Below are 24,356 nucleotides of genomic sequence, written 5' to 3'. Positions count from 1 at the left end.
GTTGGCCCACCGGGTGATAGAACCATCAGCGCACTGGTGGTGCGTATTGAATGCCGCCAGCGTTCCACAGCGCGTTCAGGCCGCGATCGATTTCCAGCGGAGTGCCCTTGCCGAGGTTGCGCTCGAACATTTCGCCGTAGTTGCCGACTTGCTTGACGATCTGTACGACCCAGTCTTTCGGCAGTTTCAGGTCTTTGCCGTATTCACCGTCAGCACCCAACATACGAGCGACGTCAGGGTTCTTGGTGGACTTGGCTTCAGCTTCAACGTTTTTCGAGGTCACACCGGCTTCTTCGGCGTTGAGCAAGGCGTAGCCTGTCCAGCGCACGATGGCCAGCCACTCGTCGTCGCCATTGCGCACGACTGGGCCCAGTGGTTCCTTGGAAATGGTTTCCGGCAGAACGACGTAGTCTTTCGGCGAAGCCAGCTTGCTGCGCTGGGCGAACAGCTGGGACTTGTCGGAGGTCAGTACGTCGCAACGACCGGATTCCAGCGACTTGGCGCTTTCATCGGAGGTGTCGAAAGTGATTGGGGTGTACTTCAGGCCGTTGGCGCGGAAGTAGTCGGAAACGTTCAGTTCAGTGGTGGTACCGGCCTGGATGCAGATGGTTGCACCGTCCAGTTCCTTGGCGCTCTTGACGCCCAGCTTGTTGTTGGCCAGGAAACCGATGCCGTCGTAGTAGGTGATGAAGCCTGGAAACTTCAGGCCCATGCCCGCGTCACGGGAGCTGGTCATGGTGGAGTTGCGCGAGAGCATGTCGATTTCGCCCGATTGCAGCGCGGTGAAGCGCTCCTTGGCGTTCAACTGGCTGAACTTGACCTTGGTCGCATCGCCAAATACCGCAGCGGCCACGGCACGGCAGAAGTCAGCGTCGATGCCGACGATCTTGCCGGTCGAATCAGGCACCGAGAAACCCGGCAGGCCATCGCTTACGCCGCATTGCACAAAGCCTTTCTTCTGCACGGCATCCAGGGTTGCACCCGCCTGAGCGAACCCGCTGACACCGAGCACTGCTGCAGCAGTCACGACGGCCAGGGTGGATTTCAGTAACTTCATTCAAACCTCCAGTTTTGCTCTTGTTGTGTCGGAGCTCGAGCCCTGTCGCACCCTTTTGGGGCATTGCCGACCCTTGTTGGCTTTTTTTAGGGTCAACCGACGTCTGGACCTTCGCTATGAGTCTAATAATGAGGATGTCCGTAAACAGTGGTCATGCCCATCTCTCACCAAACGGCCGAACGGGCTGTAGCCCTTCACGTTCGCGAAGCCCGTAGCGGCTATTGGCGAACATTCATCACCGGATTTCTGATATCCCATGCGGCGCGGCTAACTGATAGTGTTACCGCGCAGCGTAAGAATCATCACTCAGCATCCCCATAGCAAAGCCCGTACCAGACCGCTGCGCTTAGGCCATGCAAAACACGTCAAGACAAAAACTTTCAACTTTGCGACATCTAATTAACTGAGGCACCGGGAACGCACTGTAATCACGCACTGATTGGGCGCACCCGCACAAATTTGGAGCACAACCATGACCGACCCCCTGATTCTCGAGCCCAGCGGCACTGCCGACGCGTGTGTTATCTGGCTCCACGGCTTGGGCGCCGATCGTTATGACTTCATGCCGGTCGCTGAAATGTTGCAGCAAAGCCTGCTCACGACACGTTTCGTTCTACCCCAGGCGCCGACCCAACCCGTAACGATCAACGGCGGCTACGCCATGCCCAGTTGGTACGATATCCGCGCCTTGAGCCCGGCCCGGGCCATCGATGAACAGCAGCTGGAAGCTTCGGCACAACGGGTCATCGATCTGATCGAAACCCAGCGAGCCAGCGGAATAGACGCCTCGCGGATTTTCCTGGCGGGATTTTCCCAAGGCGGCGCGGTGGTCTATCACACGGCTTTCGTGAAATGGCAGGGCCCGTTGGGGGGCGTGATCGCACTCTCCACTTATGCACCGACTTTCAGCGAAGAACTGCAGCTGTCGGCCAGCCAGCAACGTATTCCGGTGCTGGCGCTGCACGGACAGTACGATGAAGTGGTACTTAACCCCATGGGGCGGACGGCGAAAGAGTATTTGAAGCAGCATGGTGTCACCGTGATATGGCAGGAATACCCAATGGGCCACGAAGTGTTACCCGAGGAGATTCGCGACATCGGCAACTGGCTGGCCGAGCGGTTGCGCTGAGGCCAATCGCCACGCCAGCCCTTTGATGATCACACTACGCCGCGCCCGTTTCTTGCATTACACTGGCCGGCGTACATTCCTTAACCAATCGATGAGATGACCGTGCTCAAAGCACTCAAGAAGATGTTCGGTAAAAGCGAGGCCGAGCAGCTCGCGCCTGGCGCAAGCGCCCCTGTCCACGCCCCGAGCCGTACCGATGCGCCACAACCGCGCCGGGCTGCCCCCGTTGCACAGGCAAACAAAGAGCCCGCCGCCCAGCCTCTTATCGCTCCAGAACCCGAAAAACCACGCAACGACGCCCCCAAGCCACGCCGCGAACGCGCGCCAAAACCGCCGGTCGTCGCCTGGAAGCTCGAGGACTTCGTCGTAGAACCCCAGGAAGGCAAGACCCGCTTCCACGATTTCAAGCTCGCCCCAGAATTGATGCACGCCATCCAGGACCTGGGTTTCCCGTATTGCACGCCCATCCAGGCGCAAGTGCTGGGCTATACCCTCGCCGGCAAGGACGCCATCGGTCGCGCCCAGACCGGCACCGGCAAGACCGCCGCATTCCTGATTTCCATCATCACCCAACTGCTCCAGACCCCGCCGCCCAAGGAACGCTACATGGGCGAGCCGCGAGCGCTGATCATCGCGCCGACCCGCGAGCTGGTGGTGCAGATCGCCAAGGACGCCGCCGACCTGACCAAGTACACCGGCCTGAACGTCATGACGTTCGTGGGCGGCATGGACTTCGACAAGCAGCTCAAGCACCTCGAAGCCCGCCATTGCGACATCCTGGTCGCCACACCGGGCCGCCTGCTGGATTTCAACCAGCGCGGCGACGTGCACCTGGACATGGTCGAAGTGATGGTGCTGGACGAAGCCGACCGCATGCTCGACATGGGCTTCATCCCGCAGGTGCGCCAGATCATTCGCCAGACCCCACCGAAAAGCGAACGCCAGACCCTGCTGTTTTCCGCGACCTTCACCGAAGACGTGATGAACCTGGCCAAGCAGTGGACCACCGACCCGTCCATCGTCGAGATCGAAGCCGAGAACGTCGCCAGCGAAAACGTCGAGCAGCACATCTATGCGGTGGCCGGTGCCGACAAGTACAAGCTGCTCTACAACCTGGTCAACGACAACGGCTGGGAGCGGGTGATGGTGTTCGCCAACCGCAAGGACGAAGTGCGGCGTATCGAGGAACGCCTGGTGCGCGACGGCGTCAATGCCGCCCAACTGTCGGGCGACGTGCCCCAACACAAGCGCATCAAGACCCTGGAAGGTTTCCGCGAAGGCAAGATCCGCGTGCTGGTCGCCACCGACGTGGCCGGTCGCGGCATTCACATCGACGGCATCAGCCACGTGATCAACTTCACCCTGCCGGAAGTGCCGGATGACTACGTGCACCGCATCGGCCGTACCGGTCGTGCGGGCGCCGCGGGTGTATCGATCAGCTTCGCCGGTGAGGATGACTCCTATCAGTTGCCGTCCATCGAGGCGCTGCTGGGGAAAAAGATCAACTGCGAAACCCCGCCGACGCATCTATTGCGGGCGGTTGAGCGCAAGCGGCCTTAATCGCTATCGCCGATCCTGAAAACGCAGCCGAAATGGCTGCGTTTTTTTTCGCCTGGGATATTGCCCGATTAAACTAAAAGTCCATAATGGACAAATTAGTTTATAAAAAGCACCCGGAGCCCCCATGACCACCACGCCCTATGTGATGACCCAAGCCCAGGCCCGAGAACTGCTCGGACACGTCGATGTGCCGCAAACCCTGCGCAAGCTGTTTCGCGACCTCGCCGCCGGGAAAGCGGTGCAACCGTCCCAGCAACTCGTGGAATTTCCCCAGGGCGCCGGGGACTTCATCAATTATCTGGGCGTGCTGGCCGAAGACCAGGTCTACGGGATCAAGACCTCGCCCTACATCGTGCGCGAACAAGGTGCGCTGGTTACCGCCTGGACGTTGCTGATGTCGATGCAGACTGGCCAGCCGCTGCTGCTGTGTGATGCCAGCGAACTGACGACCGCTCGCACCGCCGCCACCACCGCCGTTGCCGTGGATGCCCTCGCCCCGCTCCAAGCCCGACGCCTGGCGGTCATCGGCAGCGGTGCGGTAGCGCGGGCGCACGTGCAATACGTCAAGGGCCTGAGGGATTGGCAAGGTATCAGCCTCTATTCGCCCAGCCTGAAAGGCAAAACGGCACAGGAACTGGCGTTGCTCACCGGCCTGGACCCACGCCTGCAAATCGCCGACAGCCTGCAAGCCGCTTTGAAGGACGCCGATGTGGTGATGCTCTGCACGTCGTCCGCCAAAGCGGTGCTCGACCCGAGCACGCTCGGCAAGCCAACCCTGATCACCTCCATCAGCACCAATGCGCCGCGAGCGCACGAAGTACCGCCCCAAAGCCTCAGCGACATGGACGTGTTCTGCGGCTATCGCCAGACCACGCCAGGCTCTGCCGGGGAAATGCTGATCGCCGGCGAACAGTTCGGCTGGCAGGCGTCGAGCGTTGTCGGCGACTTGCCCGACCTGCTCAGCGAACGAGTCGCGCGACCGAACTATGACCGCCACGTGTTCTTCCGCTCCATCGGCCTGGGGCTGGAAGACGTTGCGCTGGCGAATGCGCTTTACCGGATGCACCAGCAAATCTGACCCAAACTGTTCCCCTGTGGGAGCGGGCTTGCTCGCGAAGACGGCAGCACATTCACCATTGATGTGGCTGTTACACCGCTTTCGCGAGCAAGCCCGCTCCCACAGGGTTTGGCGAACGCCCGGCACCGTGCTCGACAGGAGAGCTTCATGGCTTCAGCAGACTTCATCATCATCGGCGGCGGTATCGCCGGTGCTTCCACCGGTTACTGGCTGGCCCCCCACGGGCGGGTCATGGTGCTCGAACGCGAATCCCATCCGGCCTACCATTCCACCGGACGTTCGGCGGCGCTGTACACCGCGGCCTATGGCACGCCACAGGTGCGGGCGCTGACCCAGGCCAGCCGGGACTTTTTCGATGCCCCGCCAAGTGGCTTCTGCGAACATCCCTTGCTCACCGCGCGGGGCGAAATGACCGTGGACTTCACCGGCGACCCGGCCGAGTTGAACAATCAGTACCTCAGCGCCAAGGCGACGGTGCCGCAGATGCAACTGCTCAGCGCCGAAGAAGCCTGCGTGCGGCTGCCGATCCTGCGGCGGGACAAGGTCCACGGCGCGATCTACGACCCCACGGCTTGTGACATCGATACCGACGCGCTCCACCAAGGCTACCTGCGCGGTATTCGCCGCAATGGCGGTGAAGTGCATACCGACAGTGAAGTGCTGGGCTTGAGTCGCGACGACCAGGGATTGTGGCACGTGGAGACCGCCAGCCAGACCTTCAGCGCACCTGTGTTGATCAATGCAGCCGGTGCCTGGGCCGACCAGGTCGCCGACATGGCCGGCGCCCGGAAGCTGGGGCTGCAACCCAAGCGGCGCGCGGCCTTTATCTTCGCCGGCCCAGAGGGTGTGGATATTCATGACTGGCCGATGCTGGTCAGCCTCGACGAATCCTTCTATATGAAGCCCGACGCCGGCATGTTTCTCGGCTCACCGGCCAACGCCGACCCGGTGGAACCTCACGACGTGCAGCCTGAAGAACTGGACATCGCCATGGGGATCTACCAAATCGAAGAAGCCACCACCCTGACCATCCGCCGACCGACCCGCACCTGGGCCGGTTTGCGCAGTTTCGTGGCCGACGGTGACCTGGTAGCCGGTTTCGACTCACAAGTGCCCGGACTGTTCTGGGTCGCGGCCCAAGGCGGCTACGGCATCCAGACCTCTCCAGCCATGGGCCAGGCCAGCGCGGCGCTGGTGCGTGGCGAACCGTTGCCCGAGGCCTTGACCCGTTTCGGCCTGAGCAACGCCATGCTGTCGCCGATACGCCTGGGTTGATCCCACCCAGGTGACGCATCGCCTCGATTGCGGCACACTCCCCGCGCCCCTGTTCCACGGGGCGCTGACGCTGCCAGGAGCCCTGTCATGAACGCCCCGCTACCCGATCCGGCACTGGATAATTTCCACACCATCGCCGACGCCATCGCCACGCTCTTCTATCCACACGCCGAAGTGGTGCTGCACGACCTGCGCACGCAGAAAGTCGATTACATCGCCAATAACCTGTCCAAGCGTGAGATCGGCGACGATTCGTCCCTGGAAGACATGCTCAGCGAGGATGTCAGCGAGCGAAATATCGGGCCGTACGAAAAGCTGAATTGGGATGGGCAGAAAATTCGCAGCCTCACCAGCGTATTGCGCGACGCCGACGGCCATCCGCTGGCGGTGCTGTGCATCAACCTGAATATTTCGCTGTTCGAGAATGCCAAGGCCGCGCTGGATCTGTTCCTCTCGCCGGGCAAGTTGATTCCCCAGCCGGACTCATTGTTTCGCGATGACTGGCAGGAGCGGATCAATACCTTTCTCCACGCCTGGATGCGCGAGCGCCAGCTGAGCCTGAACCTGCTGACCCGCGACCACAAACGCGAGCTGGTGCTGGCGTTGCATGCCGAAGGCGCTTTCAAGGGCAAGAGCGCGTCCAACTATGTGGCGAATATACTCAACATGGGCCGGGCGACGGTGTACAAGCATTTGAAGGAGTTGAAGGAGTTGAAGGAGTTGAAGGGCTGAGACCTTGGGTTGCCTTTGCTGACGCCTTCGCGAGCAAGCCCGCTCCCACAAAGGATTTGCGTTGAACACAAGATTTATGTCCAACGAAGATCCAATGTGGGAGCGGGCTTGCTCGCGAAGGCGATGTTTCAGTCGCCGTAGATGTCCGACTTGAAATACTTGGCCTGGATTTTCTGATACTCGCCACTGGCCCGAATCCCATCAATGGCCTTGTTCAAGTCCGCCACCAGTTCGGTATTGCCCTTGCGCACCGCGATACCGGCGCCTTCACCGACGTACTTCGGATCCTTGAGCTCGGGGCCTACAAAGGCGTAGCCCTTGCCGCGTGGCATCGACAGGAAGTCTTCCAGCGGAATGGTGTCGGCGAAAATCGCGTCCAGGCGACCCGACGCCAGGTCCATGTAGATTTCTTCGTTATTGCTGTAGCGCTTGACGGTGATGCCGTTGGGCTCGAAGACTTCCGTGGCGAAGCGGTCGGTGGTGGTAGCACGTTGCACACCCACGGTCTTGCCCTTGAGGCTGGCGTATTGGTCATCGACCACGGCGCCTTCCTTCATGACCAACCGCGACGAGGTGAAGTAATACTTGTGGGTGAAATCCACCGATTTCTTGCGCTCTTCGGTGATGGTCATGGACGACAGCGCCATGTCGATCTTCTTCACTTTCAGCGCCGGAATCAGCCCGTCGAACTCGCCTTCGATCCACTCGCACTTGACCTTCATCTGCGCGCAGAGAGCGTTGCCGATGTCGTAGTCGAACCCTTCGATCTTCCCTTCTGAAGTCTTGGACGCAAACGGCGGATAAGCCGCTTCGATGCCGATGCGCAGATTTTTTTCAGCGGCGAACAGGCTGCCGGAGGCCAACAGGCTCAAGGCCAGGCCGGTGATGAGGGGAAGCTTCTTCATGATCGATCTCTCGCGGGTTGTTGTTGGTTTGGCAGAGAAAGTAGGCACAGCGGTGTTTTGTACTTATAAATCCATACTGGACTTTAATGTACACACCGTCAATTGGGGACCAGGAGAAAGTGATGGGAGGCTGGTGGCCTCTTCGCGAGCAAGCCCGCTCCCACAAGGAAACTGCGTCGAATACAAATACTGTGTACGACATCCATCCAATGTGGGAGCGGGCTTGCTCGCGAAGGCGGCATAACAATCAATGAAGAACTGCAGGGTATCTACTACTTCCAGCGATCCGCCGCCGCATGATCACTGTCGCGCCCTTCGACCCAACGCGGGCCGTCGATTGTGTTTTCCTTCTTCCAGAACGGCGCGCGAGTCTTGAGGTAATCCATGACAAAGGCGCAGGCATCGAACGCTGCCTGGCGATGGGCACTGGCGGCTGCCACGAAAACAATCGGCTCGCCCGGTTCCAGGGCGCCGATGCGGTGCAGCACTTCCAGCTTGAGCAACGGCCAGCGCTGCTCGGCCTCGGTGGCGATCTTGCCCAAGGCCTTTTCGGTCATGCCCGGGTAATGCTCCAGGAACATTCCGGACACGTCGAGGCCGTCATTGAAGTCGCGCACGTAACCGACAAAACTCACCACCGCCCCGACGCCGACGTTGGCTGCGTGCATCGCATTGACTTCAGCGCCCGGGTCGAACGGATCGGCCTGCACACGAATCGCCATGGCTCAGCCTCCGGTGACGGTGGGAAAGAATGCGACTTCGTCGCCGTCCGCCAGCGGCTCATCGAGCTGGCACAAATCTTCGTTACGCGCGCACATCAGGTTTTGCTCGCTCAGCACCTCGGCACCGTCGCGCTGGGCGAGCAGCGCGCGCACGTCGTCGACCGTGGCGAAATCGCCCTCTACCTTTACCGAGTCCACGCCCAAGGCCTCGCGATATCGAGCGAAAAACTTCACCGTGATGTTCATTGGGCCTCCGCCTGGAAGTGGCCACTTTTACCGCCGAGCTTTTCCAATACCCGCACGCCTTCGATGATCATGCCCCGATCCACGGCCTTGCACATGTCATAGATGGTCAGCGCGGCAACGCTGGCAGCGGTCAGCGCTTCCATTTCCACCCCGGTCTGCCCGGACAGTTTGCACCGGGCCACGATACGCACCCGGTCCTCCCCTTCAGCGGTAAGCTCGACCTTGACGCTGGTCAGCATCAACGGATGACAGAGTGGAATCAGGTCGCTGGTTTTCTTCGCGGCCTGGATGCCGGCGATGCGTGCGACGGCGAAGACATCGCCCTTGGGGTGACCACCGCTGACGATCATCTGCAGCGTGTCGGGCAACATGCGCACAAAAGCTTCGGCCGTAGCCTCACGGAACGTCACGGCCTTGTCGGTCACGTCGACCATGTTGGCGCGACCTTGGGAATCGAGATGAGTCAGCACAGGGTTACTCCTGATCGGGAGCGTCGATTGTAAACCTGTGGGTCAGATTCCGGCAGGACTGATTGTCGCACCGGTGGCGGTCCGCATCTATCCAATCATTGCAGAACCCTTGTGGGAGCGGGCTTGCTCGCGAAAGCGGAGTGTCAGACAGCCTATTTATAGCTGTTACACCGCCTTCGCGAGCAAGCCCGCTCCCACAGAGCCTGCTTATCGGGCGCAAAAAAACCGGGCGACGCTGAAGTCGCCCGGTTTGGCTGGAGTTACAGGTGCGATTCAGCGTATTCGGCAAGGATCGAGCGCGGCACGCCCTGCAGGGTGATGTGCACCCCGTTGGGGAAGTCCTTGAAACGTTCGGTCAGGTAGGTCAGCCCGGAGCTGGTCGCGGACAGGTAAGGGGTATCGATCTGCGCCAGGTTACCCAGGCACACCACTTTGGAACCGGCACCGGCACGGGTGATGATGGTTTTCATCTGGTGAGGGGTCAGGTTCTGGCATTCGTCGATCAGGATCAGGCTCTGCTGGAAGCTGCGCCCCCGGATGTAGTTGAGGGATTTGAACTGCAACGGCACTTTGCTGAGGATGTAGTCAACGCTGCCATGGGTGCTTTCGTCATCCATGTGCAAGGCTTCGAGGTTGTCGGTGATGGCGCCCAGCCAAGGCTCCATTTTCTCCGCTTCGGTGCCGGGCAGGAAACCGATTTCCTGGTCGAGGCCCTGCACGCTGCGGGTGGCGATAATGCGCCGGTAGCGTTTGCTGACCATGGTCTGCTCAATGGCGGCGGCCAGGGCCAGGATGGTCTTGCCGGAACCGGCGGCGCCGGACAGGTTGACCAGGTGAATGTCCGGGTCGAGCAAGGCGAACAGGGCCAGGCTCTGATAGATGTCACGCGGCTTAAGGCCCCAGGCCTCCTGGTGCAGCAGGGGCTCTTGATGCAGGTCGAGTATCAGCAGTTTGTCGACATGGATTTCCTTGATCCAGCCGACGAATCCTTGTTCGTCGATGATGAATTCGTTGATGTGCACCGCCGGCAGGTTGTCGATCAGTTGCACCTGGTGCCAGGTACGGCCGTGGTCCTGGCGGGTTTCGACCTTGCTTACACGGTCCCAGAAGGAGCCGGTCATGTTGTGGTAGCCGTTGGGCAGCAGCGAGACGTCGTCGACCAACTGGTCGGTGCTGTAGTCCTCCGCCGCGATCCCGCAGGCGCGGGCCTTGAGGCGCATGTTGATGTCTTTGGTCACCAGCACCACGGCTTGGTCCTTGTTGCGCGCGTGCAGGTCGATCAACTGGTTGATGATGATGTTGTCGTTCAAGTGTTCAGGCAGCACCAGGTTGGGTTCGGTGCGCTTGCTCATCAAGATCGAGAGCAGACCCTTGGGGCCGCTTTTGCCGCGCTGGATCGGCACGCCGAGCTCAACGTCTTCCGGGGAGGCATCGCCGAGGGTCTTGTCGATCAGGCGGATCGCCTGCCGGCATTCGGCCGCAACGCTGTGGTGGCCGCTCTTGAGTTTGTCGAGTTCCTCAAGGACAGTCATCGGGATGGCAACGTGGTGTTCTTCGAAGTTCAGGAGCGCGTTTGGATCGTGGATCAATACGTTGGTATCGAGTACATAGAGGATTGGCTGGTTGGAGGAAGGGCTACGTCCGTGGTCATCCATACTCGGTCACCTATGTGGGGGCCATTCGACGCAATACCGTGACAGTGCTGCGCCTCGAAGTAGCCACCGAATTCACCCGCGAGGATTCAGGTGAACTGCACACAACCTGGGTCTTGGAAGACGCCACCTGTGTTGCAGGTTTCGGCGGTCTGGCTTCTTGATACTCCAAAACCCATGACAGGAAAAAGCACTTTGACGCTTTTTTGAAGTTTATTTTTCAGAGTGACGAATAACCCTTGGCGTACCGCCATCGCACCGTTAAAGTCGGAAGTCCGGTTGTCATGAATGTGCGCCGAAATTTCCACTCCCCCCAATGTTTCCGGGCCTTTCATGGCTTCAGCGAAACGCTTCCTGGCAGTCCGCCCATCCGATCCCGCTTTGCGCCGTCTGCGTGATGAGCCAGGGCATCGCCGTTTTCACCCCATCCTGCTTGGCATTGAAGTTGATCACCCCGTGACGCCACAGCAGCATCAGCGTCAGCGTGCGCTGGGCGCTCTGCTCGGGCTTGAGCCGACCGTTGCCGTCCTGTGGATCGATGTCCCATAGCGCCACTTGCAGGCCTTGTTGCCTGAAGAACGATTCGGCATCGCCACGACGCTGGCCTTGGGGCGGACGGAACAGCGGTACGTAGTTCTCAGGCAGCTTGCCCTTGACCATCTCGACACTGCGTCGCACCGAGTCCTGCCAGTCCTGCCAGTGGCTGTGGGAACGGAACTCCCACCCCTGCACACCCACGCATTGTCCCGAGTAGAGCGCCTGCAAGCTGTTGACAGAGCGCTCCGCCAGCCGTGCCTGGATGTCCTTGCCCAGCACGAAGAACGTGCCGTTCATGTTCGACTTGCGCAGATATTCGGTCAGCCACGGGGTGTTATCCGGCGCAACGTTGGCACCGCTGTCAAACGTGAGCAGGAACAGTCGGTCGTGCATGTCCGCGCCGTTGCGTTCGTAATCGCCGAAACGTTCGATTTCGCTGCTGGTCTGGGGAAAAAGCGCGGCTTTGCGCAACAATTCGTCCCGGTATTGGGTATGGAAGATCTGGCTTGGCCCGGCCCACTTGAAGTAGTAGGAGTCTTCATCGAGGTGAAACCGGCGCGCTTCTTCACGCAGGGTCGCCATGTTCTCGACCAGGTAACAGAAGGAAGCGTCCTGGTCGCAGCTCTGCTGGGCGAAGTTGTAATTGGCAAGCAACCGCTGCCACAACCGCGCACGCAACGCCTCGACTGCGGGCATATTGACCGTGCGCAGCCCCAGGTACTGCTTGAGCGCAATTTCATCCATGGCGTCGGTGTCCAGCAGGACCCGGGCGAACATCAGGATTTCGGCCCGCGAGGCCACATCGAACAGGGTCGGATTGCTCAATTGCTCCGGCCAGGTGCTGCGGTCCAGGGTCGCGACGTCGTTGGGCGCGGCCATGGCTGCGAGGCTCAACAGCCAAGCCGATAACATTAGGGCAATGCGCAAAAGGGATGTCTCCATAACGAAACTTGCGCGGCATCATAGCTGATCCTGGCGAACTCATTTTGCAGCTTGCGTGGCGAGGGAGCTTGCTCCCGCTGGGTTGCGAAGCAGCCCCAAGATAGCTGGCGACCGCTTCGCGCTCGAGCGGGAGCAAGCTCCCTCGCCACGAAAGCCCCCACCATTACTCACCACCCATCACCTATCACCCCAATAGCTGGAGTCCACCCGGACAACCCCCTAGAATCGCCGCACCTTTGAAGGAGACGATTGCATGCTGATGGTGATTTCCCCCGCCAAGACCCTCGACTACGAAACACCGCCGGCCACCGAGCGTTTTACCCAGCCGCAGTACCTGGATCACTCCCAGGAGCTGATCGAACAGCTGCGTGAACTTTCGCCGGCGCAAATCAGCGAACTGATGCACGTCTCCGACAAGATCGGCGGCCTCAATGCCGCGCGGTTCGGCAGCTGGACGCCAGCCTTTACCCCCGCGAACGCCAAGCAGGCGCTGCTGGCTTTCAAAGGTGACGTGTATACCGGCCTGGACGCGCAAAGCTTTGGCGAAGCCGACTTCGATTACGCCCAGCAGCATCTGCGCATGCTGTCGGGTCTTTACGGCTTGCTGCGCCCGCTGGATTTGATGCAGCCCTATCGCCTGGAAATGGGCACGAAGCTGGCCAACGCCCGCGGCAAGGACCTCTATGCGTTCTGGGGCACCCGGATCAGCGAATGGCTGAACGAAGCCCTGGCCGACCAGGGCGATGACATGCTGTTGAACCTGGCTTCCAATGAATATTTCTCGGCAGTCAAGCGCAGCGCACTTAAAGCGCGCGTCATCGATACCGAATTCAGGGACCTGAAGAACGGCCAGCACAAGATCATCAGTTTTTATGCCAAGAAAGCCCGCGGCCTGATGAGTCGCTTCGTGATCCAGGAACGCATCAATGATCCTGCACAACTCAAGCAATTCGACATACAGGGCTACCGCTTCAACGCCCAACAGTCGAGCCCGGACAAATTCGTATTCCTGCGCGACCACGCCCCTGAATAAAGCATAACCTTATAACGCCCCCTGATTGGGGGCCTCGATCAATCGGCGACTTGTCATTTTAATTCCTTCCTCTTTCGCCAGTTCCATGGCGCCAATAAATCGACCCACTCCCCTGCTAACTTTTCTTTCACTCGACACTCGTCAGTTTTTTGCGTAGTGGCACCGATTTTTTTCTTCCGTAGTGGCAAAAGTATATCTACCCCCTCTAACTCCCTATTCATAAAGGGCGAAACGGCGAGTGCCATCATATTGCGAGCAGTGCCATCTTCGATAATATTTCGAAAAATTTCGAAAATCGCGATGAGCGGATCGGAACTATGTGAAATTGCACGGCTCATACCACCCGTAACGATTCTCGCCGTACGTGTAAGAGATAACTTACAGAGGACGTCGAACGAAGTAACCAAGTTGTCATGGCAACTTAGCGAAACGGTCGTCTTATTGGATCCACCCTTAAAGGATGGGAGATAACGCACCATTACTATCCCCTACAAGGCCAAGGCTGCGCCCCTATAACGTGCTCTCCTGAGCACACAAGCTTCTGATTTTGTGGGCTTTTTGCCAGGGATCAGAGGTGAACGACCTTTGCACGAACGTTCCCGACAACGAGGACTGGCTGCATAACAGGGCAGGTCATAACAACTAGGCCATTTTGCGCACAACTTGAGTGCAATTATTTGGACACTCGGAACTTAGTATGCCTGCACACGGACTTGTGGCGCCTGCATTCCACATTTCCGAGTGCACTATGACCGCTGGACACTATTAACTCCGGCCATTTAATGGCGTGAAAAACAGAGGTAAATGCGATGCGCATTAGCATATTTGGTTTGGGTTACGTCGGTGCAGTATGTGCCGGTTGCCTGTCTGCACGGGGCCATGATGTAGTTGGCGTGGATGTCGCCAAAGACAAAATCGACATGATCAACGCGGGTAAGTCGCCGATCGTTGAACCGGGTCTTGGCGAGTTGCTGGCGCAAGGTATTCAAACAGGCCGACTGCGCGGAACCACCAACTTCGCCGAAGCGATTCGTGATACTGATCTGTCGATGATTTGCGTGGGTACTCCCAGCAAAAAGAACGGCGACCTGGAACTGAACTACATCGAAGCGGTATGCCGCGAGATCGGTTTTGTCCTGCGCGACAAGACCACCCGCCACACCATCGTGGTTCGCAGCACCGTATTGCCGGGCACCGTTGCCAATGTGGTCATCCCGATCCTAGAAGACTGCTCCGGCAAGAAGGCTGGCGTTGATTTCGGCGTCGCGGTCAACCCTGAGTTCCTGCGCGAAAGCACCGCGATCAAAGACTACGATCAACCTCCGATGACCGTCATCGGCGAGTTCGACACAGCCTCTGGCGACGTTCTGCAATCGCTGTACGAAGAGCTCGACGCACCGATCATCCGCAAGGACATCGCCGTCGCCGAGATGATCAAGTACACCTGCAACGTATGGCACGCCACCAAGGTGACCTTCGCCAACGAGATCGGCAACATCGCCAAGGCCGTCGGCGTCGATGGCCGTGAAGTGATGGATGTGGTCTGCCAGGACAAGACCCTGAACCTGTCCCAGTACTACATGCGCCCAGGCTTCGCCTTCGGCGGCTCGTGCCTGCCCAAGGACGTTCGCGCCCTGACCTACCGCGCCGGTTCCCTGGACGTGGAAGCTCCACTGCTCAACTCGCTGATGCGCAGTAACGAGTCCCAGGTACAGAACGCCTTCGACATCGTTTCCAGCCACGACAAGCGCAAAGTCGCCCTGCTGGGCCTGAGCTTCAAGGCCGGTACCGACGACCTGCGTGAAAGCCCGCTGGTAGAACTGGCGGAAATGCTGATCGGCAAGGGTTACGACCTGCGCATCTACGACAGCAACGTCGAATACGCCCGTGTCCACGGTGCGAACAAGGATTACATCGAGTCGAAGATTCCTCACGTCTCGTCCTTGCTCAACTCCGATTTCGACGCAGTGGTCGACAACGCCGACATCATCATCCTGGGCAACCGCGACGAGAAGTTCCGCGCGCTGACCGAGAACGTACCGGAAGGCAAGCAAGTCATCGACCTGGTCGGTTTCATGTCCAAGGCCACCAACCCGAGTGGCCGGACCGAAGGCATCTGCTGGTAAGTCTGTTTGCCGGCCAGGGCTTGCCCTGGCCGGCCTTTCGCCTGCCTTAACCCATCGGGCCGCCCACAAGGCCCGCCCGAGATAGAGACGGATGCAGATTATGCACAGGCTAAAGCACGGCCTGCTTCAGGCCGCCGGTTGGCTGTTTTACTTGAGTTTATTGATGGGCATCGCCACGGCGCTGCCCACGTCCACGTTCGACTCCGAATCCAAGGACTTCATCTTCCTGATCGGTGCCGTGGGCATTTGGCGTTACTCCATGGGAGCAACGCATTTCGTGCGCGGCATGATCTTCCTGTACATCGTCTACCCGCACCTGCGCCGCAAGGTACGCAAGCTGGGCAGCGCGGCAGACCCGTCCCATGTGTACCTGATGGTCACCAGCTTTCGGATCGACGCGCTGACCACCGCCCAGGTGTACAGCTCGGTGATCCGCGAAGCCATCGACTGCGGGCTGCCCACCACCGTGGTCTGCTCCATCGTGGAAATGTCCGACGAACTGTTGGTCAAGAGCCTCTGGGCCCGCATGAACCCGCCAGCGCACGTCAAGCTGGATTTCGTGCGCATCCCCGGCACCGGCAAGCGTGACGGCCTGGCCTTCGGTTTCCGCGCCATCTCCCGCCACCTGCCGGACGACCGTGCAGTGGTTGCAGTGATCGACGGCGACACCGTGCTCGCCGAAGGCGTCGTGCGCAAGACCGTGCCGTGGTTCCAGCTGTTCGGCAACGTCGGCGGCTTGACCACCAACGAGTTCTGCGAAGTGCGTGGCGGCTACATCATGAGCGAATGGCACAAACTGCGTTTCGCCCAGCGTCACATCAACATGTGCTCCATGGCCCTGTCCAAGCGCGTGCTGACCATGACCGGGCGTATGTCGGTGTTCCGCGCCACTGTGGTGACGAACCCGGACTTCATCGCCGACGTGGAAAGCGACTCGCTGCAACACTGGCGCCTGGGCCGCTTCAAGTTCCTCACCGGTGACGACAAGTCGAGCTGGTTCAGCCTGATGCGCCTGGGCTACGACACTTTCTACGTGCCTGATGCAGCGATCAACACGGTCGAGCACCCGCCGGAAAAGAGCTTCATCAAGGCCAGTCGCAAGCTGATGTTCCGCTGGTACGGCAACAACCTGCGGCAAAACTCCCGGGCCTTGGGCCTGGGCTTGCGACGTCTGGGCCTGTTCACCTCGGTGGTGCTGTTCGACCAGCGTGTATCGATGTGGACTTCGCTGCTGGGCCTGACCGTGGCCTTGATCGCCAGCTTCAAGTACGGCACCGCGTTCATCCTGGTGTACCTGCTGTGGATCGGCATCACACGGTTGATCCTGACCTTGCTGCTGTCGTGCTCCGGTCACCGGATCGGCCCTGCCTACCCGGCGATTCTCTATTACAACCAGATCGTCGGCGCGCTGGTGAAGATCTACGTGTTCTTCCGCCTCGACCAACAGTCCTGGACTCGCCAGCCCACCCACCTGACCCGTGATCTCGCCAGCTTTCAACGTTGGTTCAACACTTGGTCGTCTCGGACCATGACCTTCTCCGCCGGCAGCATTTTTGTCGCCGTGCTGCTGACGATGGTCTGACCGGACTTGCATGAATTAACTAGGAAATCGCCCCTATGAACACCGCCGTGAATGTCAACGTAGTGCATGAATCAGAAGCCCAGCGCCAACACGCCCGGGTAAAAATCCCGGCCAAGCTGCGTTTCTTCGGCCCAGACCGTACACCCATGGAAGTCAAGGTCCTGGACCTGTCCGCGGGCGGGCTGTGCTTCAACGCCGGCCAGACGCCGCTGAGAATCGGTGAAACCTACAAGGCCCGCCTGCAGTTCGTCATCGACAACCTTGGCCTGGCCATGGATGTGGAGCTGCAGATCCGCTCCTACGACCGCGAGACCGGCCGCACCGGTTGCCAGTTCCAGAACCTGGAGCCGCGGGACATCTCGACACTGCGCCACATCATCACCTCGCACCTGGCCGGCGATATCGTCGGCGTCGGCGACGTGCTGGCGACCCTGCAGCGCGACAACTTCACCAAGGCGCGCAAGCAAAAGGACCAGAACGGCGGCATGACCGTCCTGGGTCGCCTGCGGGCCGTGACCTTCAGCCTGGCGATCTTCCTCGTCGGCCTGGCCGCGTTCGGTTTCATCTTCAAGTCGGTGTACGGCATGTATTTCGTCAGCCATGCCCAGGCTGGTCTGGTGAACGTCCAAGGCATGTCCATCACCATGCCACGTGACGGCACCGTGCAAAGCCTGGTCAAGGCTGACGGCGTTGCCGCCAAGGGCGCCCCGCTGGCGACCTTTAGCACCAGCATGCTCGACGTGCTCAAGGGTCATCTGGACGACAACCAATTGCAGCCGGCCAAGGTTGAAGAACTGTTCGGCAAGCAAATGACCGGCACCCTGACGTCTCCATGCGACTGCATCGTGTCCCAGCAGCTGGTATCCAACGGTCAGTACGCCAGCAAGGGCGACGTGATCTTCACTCTGGTTCCACGCGGCACCGAAGCCAACGTCGAAGCGCGCTTCTCCTATCGCCAGTTCGGCGACGTGCGTCCAGGCACTGCGGTGAGCTTCCAGGTCGCCGGCGAAGACACCACCCGTACCGGCAAGATCGTCAGCAGCACCAGCCTGAAAAGCGAAGACCTGTCCTCCGATATCCGCGTGCTGATCAAGCCTGACGAGCCACTGGACAGCTCGCTGTCCGGCCGTCCAGTAGAAGTCAACAGCGACCGTGGCCCGAACCTGGGCTGGCTGATGGACAAAGCCATGGCCGTCGGTCGTTAAGTCGAGGATATGCCCGTGACCATTACAAAAATCCTGACCACCCCACAGCTCCTGTGGGAGCGGGCTTGCTCGCGAAAGGATCAACGCGGTCTCACCGTGGCAACGCAGCGCCTGCTTCGCGAGCAAGCCCGCTCCCACACGGGACATGCACTGTGCGCACTGGCGCTGGCTATCGGCCTTGGCGGCTGCGCCGGCTTGCCCGACCAGCGCCTGGCCAACGAAGCGCTCAAGCGTGGCGACACGGCGCTGGCGCAGCAGAACTATCAGCAACTGGCAGACCTGGGCTACAGCGAAGCCCAGGTCGGCCTGGCCGATATCCAGGTGGACAGCCGCGATCCCGAGCAGATGAAAAAAGCCGAGGCAACTTATCGCGCCGCGGCCGATATCTCGCCACGGGCCCAGGCCCGCCTGGGTCGCCTGCTGGTGGCCAAGCCCGGCTCCACCGAAGCTGAAAAACACGAAGCCGAAGGCCTGTTGAAGAAAGCCTTCGCCAACGGTGAAGGCAACACGCTCATCCCACTGGCGATGCTGTACCTGCAATACCCCCACAGTTTCCCGAACGTCAACGCCCAGCAGCAGATCAACCAATGGCGCAGCGCCGGTTACCCGGAAGCGGGCCTGGCGCAGATTCTGCTCTATCGCACCCAGGGCACCTATGACCAGCATCTGGACGAAGTCGAGAAGGTCTGCAAGGCCGCGTTGGCCACGACTGACATCTGCTACGTCGAACTGGCCACGGTCTATCAGAAACGCGGCCAGGCGGACCAGCAGGCCCAGTTGATCCAGCAAATGCAGGCCGGTCACAGCCGTGGCGTCGTGTCCGCACAGCGCGTGGACAGCGTCGCTCGCGTACTGGCCGATGCCAGCCTGGGCAAGACGGACGAGAAGACCGCCCAGTCGTTGCTCGAAGGCATCGCCCCTGGCTACCCCGCCGCCTGGGTCAGCCTGGCGCAACTGCTCTACGACTTCCCTGAATTGGGTGACGTCGACAAGATGATGCAATACCTGGACAACGGCCGCGCCGCCGACCAGCCGCGCGCCGAACTGTTGCTGGGCAAGCTGTACTACGAGGGCAAGTGGGTGCCAGCCGACGCCAAGGCTGCCGAGGAGCATTTCCAGAAAGCCGTTGGCCGCGAAGTGGCCGCCGACTACTACCTCGGCCAGATCTATCGCCGCGGCTACCTGGGCCAGGTGTACTCGCAAAAAGCCCTGGACCATCTGCTCAAGGCCGCCCGCAACGGCCAGAACAGCGCCGATTTCGCTATCGCCCAGCTCTTTTCCCAAGGCAAGGGCACCAAGCCCAACCCGGTCAACGCCTACGTTTTCAGCCAGTTGGCCAAGGTGCAAAACACCCCGCAGGCGATCGAGCTTGCCCAGACCCTCGAAGCACAATTACCGCCGGAACAACTTGCACAAGCGAAACGCCTGCTACAACAAGAGCAGGCCATTCGCGGCGCCATGAGCCCCGATACGCTGGAACTGCAAGCCCTAAAAGAAGATGACGGCGAGGAACCTCTATGAAGCTTTTGAAGCTCAATCCTTTTGTACAGGCCGGTATTGGCCTGACGTGCGCCCTGCTGTGGTCCTGCCCGACCCTGGCGGCCCTGACGGACACCAAGAACTTTGGCCTGGAAGTGAAAATCACCGGCCAGTCCGAAGACGACCGTGACCTCGGCACCCAGAGCGGTGGCGACGTCAACGGTATCGGCCTGGACCTGCGCCCATGGGTCTACGGTGAAAGCGGTGCCTGGAGCGCCTACGCCATGGCCCAGGCCGTGACGTCCTCCGACATTATCGAGACCGATACCCTGCAACAGTCCGATGGCGCCAACCAGCAAACCGACAGTGGCGACCGCGAAGCCAAGAAAAGCTACCTGGCCATGCGCGAATTCTGGATTGGCTATCGCGGCCTGACCCCCTACCCGGGCGAGCAGTTGAAGTTCGGCCGCCAGCGCCTGCGCAACGACGACGGCCAATGGCGCGACACCAATATCGAAGCCCTGAACTGGATCTTCGACACCACCCTGTTGCGGGCCAACCTCGGCGTCGCCGAGCGGTTCAGCGAATACCGCACCGACCTCAAGGAATTGTCCCCCAAGGACAAGGATCGCCTGCACGTCTACGGTGATGTGAGCTACCAGTGGATGCCAGGCCAGTGGGCCGGTATCCGTGCCCACCACACCCATGACAACGGCAGCCTCGACTACCCGACCCCGGGCGAGCCCACCGACACCCTGGACAAGACCCAGAACGGTGACTTGACCTGGCTGGGCCTGGAAGCCAACAGCGACGCCTACAACTGGCGCAACACCAACACCATCAACTACTGGGCCAGCCTGACCGGCATGACCGGCGACCGTGACACCGTCAACCCGCTCAACGCCGACGGCACGCGCCCCGCGCAAGCCAAGCACAGCGATGACGTGGACGGCTGGGCCACCGACCTGGGTATTCGCCTGCGCCTCGACCCGCAATGGCAGGTCGGTGCGGCTTATGCCCGGGCCAGCGAGGACTACGAACAGAACGGCCTGCAAAGCAACCGTTCGAACTTCACCGGCACCCGCTCGCGCGTCCACCGTTTCGGCGAAGCCTTCCGTGGCGAAATGGCCAACACCCAGAGCGCCAGCCTGTTCGGTTCCTGGCAGTTGCGTGACGAGTACGACGCCAGCCTGGTGTACCACAAGTTCTGGCGCGTGGACGGCAACAAGCCGGTGGGCAGCAACGGCATCAACGCCGTGGAGAACAACACCGACGACGTGACCGGCGCGATCCTCTCCACCTCGACCCTGCCGCTGCGTGACGGCGACAAGGACCTGGGCCAGGAAGTCGACCTGGTGGTCACCAAGTACTTCAAGCAAGGCCTGCTGCCGGCTGCGCTGAGTCAATCAATTGATGAGCCGTCGGCGCTGGTGCGCTTTCGTGGCGGCGTGTTCAAGCCAGGCGACGCCTACGGCAAAGAGGTCGATTCGTATATGCATCGTGCCTTCGTCGACGTGATCTGGCGCTTCTGATGCGAATGGCCATGGGAGTGCCCGATATGAACCGCTACCTCAGGAACAGCCAGGCGATGAAAGGTTCGATCAGCCTGTTGGTCGCAGCCATGCTGCTGGCCGGCTCGCCGGCGTTCGCCAACGTTGAACCGGCGGTCAAGCCGGGCAACGTGGTCAAAGAACTGCAACGGGCCAAGACCTACACCGTCAGCAGCGCGCCGACCGAACCGCTGGAGCTGGCCAAGCCGACCCTGCCCGACCTCAAAGGCTATACCGCCGAAGCGGTCGCGGCCAAGATCGTGCGCAGCAAGCCCGGCAAGATCAGCGTGCGCCGGATGATGCAGGAAAACGCCTTGAAGGACTTCATCGGCGGCGACAACAAGATGGCCGAGTGGGTCGTGCGTCAGCACGGCATCCCACAGGCCATCTTCGTTGACGACGGCTACATGAACCTCAAGGACTTGGCCAAGAAAGTGCCGAAGTACATCATCGAATCTTCGCCAGGTGTCTACCTGGCGAAGATTCCGATTGTCGTCGGCCAGAAAGGCATCCTCGAAATCGACAAGCAGACCCAGGAACTGCGCCTGTCCCAGGAGGGCGGTTCGTTCCTGGTCAACGATGGCCACATGTTCATCCGCGACACCAAGGTCACCGGCTGGCGTGAAAAGGACAATGGCCCCGCCACGTTCCGTTCGCCCAAGGAATTCCGTCCGTTCCTGCTGGCCTGGGGTGGTACCGAGACCTACATCGTCAACACCAAGATGGCCAGCTTCGGCTACTCCAACAGTAAGTCGTATGGGGTGAGTATTTCCCAGTACACCCCGAACATGGCCAAGGTGCTCAAGCGCCCGGAACCGACCGGTTGGATCATCGGTTCCGAGTTTTCGGACATGTGGTACGGCTTCTACTGCTATGAAACCCGCGACTTCGTGGTCAAGAGCAACACCTACAAAGACAACATCGTCTATGGCATTGACCCCCACGACCGTTCGCATCGGCTGATCATCGCCGACAACACCGTCTACGGGACCAAGAAAAAGCACGGGATCATTATTTCCCGTGAGGTCAACGACAGTTTCATCATCAACAACCGCAGCTACGACAACAAACTCTCGGGCGTGGTGATCGACCGTAACAGCGTGAACAACCTGATCGCCTACAACGAGATCTACAAGAACCACACCGACGGCATCACCCTCTATGAGAGTGCTGACAACCTGTTGTGGGGCAACAAAGTGATCAGCAACCAGCGCCACGGCATCCGGATTCGTAACAGCGTGAACATCCGCCTCTACGAAAACCTGTCCATGGCCAACGGCCTGACCGGCCTCTACGGCCACATCAAGGACCTGTCGGACACCGACCGGGACATCAAGCTCGACCCGTTCGACGCTGAAGTGTCGCTGATCGTGGTCGGTGGCGAACTGGCCGGCAATGGCAGCGGTCCGTTGTCCATCGACTCGCCGTTGAGCGTCGAGCTGTACCGCGTGTCCATGCTCGCGCCGACCAAATCCAGCGGCATCAGCTTCACGGGGATTCTTGGCGAACGCCAGGATGAAATTCTCGACCTGCTGGTGCGCCAGCAGAAAGCCGTGCTGATCGACCCTGTCGAACGCCAGACCGAAATGCGGGACTGAGGAATGACCTTTATGAACCCACAGATGATTAAATTTCTGGGCCTGTCCGCCCTGACTGCCGGCATTCTCGCTGCCGCAAGCGGCGCCCGCGCCGATGAAACCCAGGCGCCGACTTTCACCGCCGAACCGTGCTGCAACCTGTGCCCTGCCGCTCACGATGCAAAGAACTACACCACGCGCTACCAGCAAAACTTCACCACGCTGGTGCAGGCCCAGGGCGACTGGCTGTTCCGTACCCAGGAAGACCTGCGTACCGAGTTCAACACCACCCCGGCCGGCTACAAGCGTCTGCAACAGCTGCATGATGCGTTCAAGGCAAAAGGCGTCGAGCTGGTGCTGGTCTACCAGCCAACCCGTGGCCTGGTGAACCGCAACAAGCTCAACCCACAGGAAAAGGCCGCTTTCGATTACGAGAAAGCCCTGACCAACTACAAATCGATGTTGGGTCGTTTCGCCCAGATGGGTTATGTGGTGCCGGACCTGTCGCCGCTGACCAACGAAAACCAGCCTGAAACCCTGCCGGCCCACGATTTCTACTTCCGTGGCGACCAGCACTGGACGCCATACGGCGCCCAGCGCACCGCCAAGATCGTTGCCGAAAAGGTCAAGCAGCTGCCGGCCTTCGCCGACATTCCCAAGCGTGAGTTCGAGACCAAGAAGTCCGGCCGCATGGGCAAGACCGGCACCTTGCACAATATGGCCGGGCAACTGTGCGGTACCAGCTACGCGATCCAGTACATGGACCAGTTCACCACCGAGCCCAAGGGAGAAGCCGGTGACGGCGACCTGTTCGGTGATTCCGGTAACCCGCAGATCACCCTCGTGGGTACCAGTCACAGCGGCAAGAACTACAACTTTGCCGGTTTCCTGGAAGAGGCCATCGGCGCCGACATCCTCAACGTTGCCTTCCCTGGCGGCGGTTTCGAAGGTGCGATGATCCAGTACCTGGGCAGCGAAGAGTTCCAGAAGAACCCGCCGAAAATCCTGATCTGGGAATTCTCGCCGCTGTACCGCCTGGACCAGGAAACCATCTACCGCCAGATGATGGCGCTGCTGGACAACAACGGTTGCGAAGGCAAGCCGGCGGTGATGAGCAGCAAGACCGCGCTCAAGCCCGGCAAGAACGAATTGATGGTCAATAGCAAGAACATGGATCTGCGTAACAGCAGCCACCAGGTCGACATCCGCTTCGCCGACACGTCGGTGAAAACCTTGCAAGCCACCCTCTGGTACATGAATGGGCGCCACGAGGATATCAAGATTGAAAAACCGGATACCTCCGACACCGATGGGCGTTTCGCCTTCCAACTGCGCACCGACGACGACTGGGCCTCGCAAAACCTGCTGGCTGTCGAAGTCCAGGGTCCCGACGCCGGTGCAGCGCCACTGCAGGTAGAAGCGAAAGTCTGCAAACGCAACGCATCTCCGCAAGCCGAGCAAACCACGGCTCAGATCGGACAATGAGGTCTCGTCTCATG

The 24,356-nt window shown here is 60.1% G+C and carries 22 protein-coding genes; 13 read left to right on the top strand and 9 right to left on the bottom strand.

The annotated features are described in order from the left end of the window. Positions 1-25 precede the first annotated feature (25 nt). Positions 26-1,057, bottom strand: coding sequence for an amino acid ABC transporter substrate-binding protein (locus PFLQ2_RS22725; RefSeq protein WP_003178326.1), 1,032 nt, complete (start codon positions 1,055-1,057; stop codon positions 26-28). 472 nt (positions 1,058-1,529) lie between these two features. Between PFLQ2_RS22725 and PFLQ2_RS22730 the strand changes: the two genes are divergently transcribed. The 5 genes from PFLQ2_RS22730 to PFLQ2_RS22750 all read left to right on the top strand — a co-directional run bounded on the left by PFLQ2_RS22730 (position 1,530) and on the right by PFLQ2_RS22750 (position 6,831). Then, positions 1,530-2,186, top strand: coding sequence for an alpha/beta hydrolase (locus PFLQ2_RS22730; protein ID WP_003178325.1), 657 nt, complete (start codon positions 1,530-1,532; stop codon positions 2,184-2,186). Between the two features lie 96 nt (positions 2,187-2,282). Further along, the gene (rhlB, locus tag PFLQ2_RS22735) at positions 2,283-3,746 is read left to right on the top strand and encodes an ATP-dependent RNA helicase RhlB (protein ID WP_003178323.1); all 1,464 of its coding nucleotides are present in this window, start codon (positions 2,283-2,285) and stop codon (positions 3,744-3,746) included. Between the two features lie 124 nt (positions 3,747-3,870). Beyond that, positions 3,871-4,824: an ornithine cyclodeaminase family protein gene (locus PFLQ2_RS22740; RefSeq protein WP_003178322.1), complete on the top strand. Its 954-nt coding sequence runs from the start codon at positions 3,871-3,873 to the stop codon at positions 4,822-4,824. 147 nt (positions 4,825-4,971) lie between these two features. Then, entirely contained in the window at positions 4,972-6,099 is a 1,128-nt protein-coding gene (locus PFLQ2_RS22745) for an NAD(P)/FAD-dependent oxidoreductase (protein ID WP_003178320.1), read from the top strand. A gap of 87 nt (positions 6,100-6,186) precedes the next feature. After that, entirely contained in the window at positions 6,187-6,831 is a 645-nt protein-coding gene (locus PFLQ2_RS22750; RefSeq protein WP_003178318.1) for a helix-turn-helix transcriptional regulator, read from the top strand. 128 nt (positions 6,832-6,959) lie between these two features. Here the strand turns inward: PFLQ2_RS22750 and PFLQ2_RS22755 are convergent, their stop codons facing one another. From PFLQ2_RS22755 to PFLQ2_RS22780, 7 genes are all read right to left on the bottom strand, one after another. Then, on the bottom strand, positions 6,960-7,736 hold the full coding sequence (locus PFLQ2_RS22755) for an ABC transporter substrate-binding protein (protein WP_003178316.1): 777 nt from the start codon (positions 7,734-7,736) through the stop codon (positions 6,960-6,962). A gap of 272 nt (positions 7,737-8,008) precedes the next feature. Further along, entirely contained in the window at positions 8,009-8,458 is a 450-nt protein-coding gene (moaE, locus tag PFLQ2_RS22760; RefSeq protein WP_003178314.1) for a molybdopterin synthase catalytic subunit MoaE, read from the bottom strand. A 3-nt stretch (positions 8,459-8,461) separates the two neighbouring features. After that, on the bottom strand, positions 8,462-8,704 hold the full coding sequence (moaD, locus tag PFLQ2_RS22765; protein WP_003178312.1) for a molybdopterin converting factor subunit 1: 243 nt from the start codon (positions 8,702-8,704) through the stop codon (positions 8,462-8,464). Continuing rightward, positions 8,701-9,174, bottom strand: a complete 474-nt coding sequence (gene moaC / locus PFLQ2_RS22770) for a cyclic pyranopterin monophosphate synthase MoaC (RefSeq protein WP_003178310.1) — start codon at positions 9,172-9,174, stop codon at positions 8,701-8,703. The genes moaD and moaC overlap by 4 nt, the downstream gene beginning before the upstream one ends. Positions 9,175-9,434: 260 nt before the next feature. Beyond that, positions 9,435-10,829, bottom strand: a complete 1,395-nt coding sequence (locus PFLQ2_RS22775) for a PhoH family protein (RefSeq protein ID WP_003178308.1) — start codon at positions 10,827-10,829, stop codon at positions 9,435-9,437. Positions 10,830-10,915: 86 nt separating this feature from the next. Continuing rightward, positions 10,916-11,161 (bottom strand): hypothetical protein, encoded by a 246-nt coding sequence (locus tag PFLQ2_RS30365; protein WP_160167762.1) that lies wholly within the window; start codon positions 11,159-11,161, stop codon positions 10,916-10,918. Positions 11,162-11,165: 4 nt separating this feature from the next. After that, entirely contained in the window at positions 11,166-12,290 is a 1,125-nt protein-coding gene (locus tag PFLQ2_RS22780) for a polysaccharide deacetylase family protein (protein WP_003178306.1), read from the bottom strand. Between the two features lie 268 nt (positions 12,291-12,558). Here PFLQ2_RS22780 and yaaA point away from each other — a divergent pair, with 268 nt between their 5' ends. After that, entirely contained in the window at positions 12,559-13,338 is a 780-nt protein-coding gene (gene yaaA, locus PFLQ2_RS22785) for a peroxide stress protein YaaA (RefSeq protein ID WP_003178303.1), read from the top strand. A gap of 53 nt (positions 13,339-13,391) precedes the next feature. Here yaaA and PFLQ2_RS29490 read toward each other — a convergent pair whose 3' ends face one another. Beyond that, positions 13,392-13,676 (bottom strand): hypothetical protein, encoded by a 285-nt coding sequence (locus tag PFLQ2_RS29490; RefSeq protein WP_152632670.1) that lies wholly within the window; start codon positions 13,674-13,676, stop codon positions 13,392-13,394. 471 nt (positions 13,677-14,147) lie between these two features. Between PFLQ2_RS29490 and PFLQ2_RS22790 the strand changes: the two genes are divergently transcribed. The 7 genes from PFLQ2_RS22790 (at position 14,148) to PFLQ2_RS22820 (ending at position 24,342) form a co-directional block, all read left to right on the top strand. Beyond that, the gene (locus PFLQ2_RS22790; protein WP_003178301.1) at positions 14,148-15,464 is read left to right on the top strand and encodes a nucleotide sugar dehydrogenase; all 1,317 of its coding nucleotides are present in this window, start codon (positions 14,148-14,150) and stop codon (positions 15,462-15,464) included. Between the two features lie 100 nt (positions 15,465-15,564). Next, positions 15,565-17,046: a mannuronan synthase gene (alg8, locus tag PFLQ2_RS22795; protein WP_003178299.1), complete on the top strand. Its 1,482-nt coding sequence runs from the start codon at positions 15,565-15,567 to the stop codon at positions 17,044-17,046. Positions 17,047-17,081: 35 nt separating this feature from the next. After that, on the top strand, positions 17,082-18,251 hold the full coding sequence (locus PFLQ2_RS22800) for an alginate biosynthesis protein Alg44 (RefSeq protein WP_003178297.1): 1,170 nt from the start codon (positions 17,082-17,084) through the stop codon (positions 18,249-18,251). 15 nt (positions 18,252-18,266) lie between these two features. Beyond that, complete coding sequence (gene algK / locus PFLQ2_RS22805; protein WP_003178296.1) at positions 18,267-19,772, top strand: alginate biosynthesis TPR repeat lipoprotein AlgK; 1,506 nt, start codon at positions 18,267-18,269, stop codon at positions 19,770-19,772. A gap of 5 nt (positions 19,773-19,777) precedes the next feature. Next, on the top strand, positions 19,778-21,262 hold the full coding sequence (locus tag PFLQ2_RS22810) for an alginate export family protein (protein ID WP_033046404.1): 1,485 nt from the start codon (positions 19,778-19,780) through the stop codon (positions 21,260-21,262). Positions 21,263-21,288: 26 nt separating this feature from the next. Beyond that, positions 21,289-22,878: a mannuronan 5-epimerase AlgG gene (gene algG / locus PFLQ2_RS22815; protein ID WP_003178294.1), complete on the top strand. Its 1,590-nt coding sequence runs from the start codon at positions 21,289-21,291 to the stop codon at positions 22,876-22,878. Positions 22,879-22,890: 12 nt separating this feature from the next. After that, on the top strand, positions 22,891-24,342 hold the full coding sequence (locus PFLQ2_RS22820; RefSeq protein ID WP_003178290.1) for an alginate O-acetyltransferase: 1,452 nt from the start codon (positions 22,891-22,893) through the stop codon (positions 24,340-24,342). Positions 24,343-24,356: the final 14 nt, after the last annotated feature.

It is taken from the genome of Pseudomonas fluorescens Q2-87, from assembly GCF_000281895.1.
In the GTDB taxonomy this organism is placed as follows: Bacteria; Pseudomonadota; Gammaproteobacteria; order Pseudomonadales; family Pseudomonadaceae; genus Aquipseudomonas; species Aquipseudomonas fluorescens_S.
The sequence above is the reverse complement of the archived record's forward strand: the minus strand, read 5'-3'. Positions and strand labels throughout refer to the sequence as shown.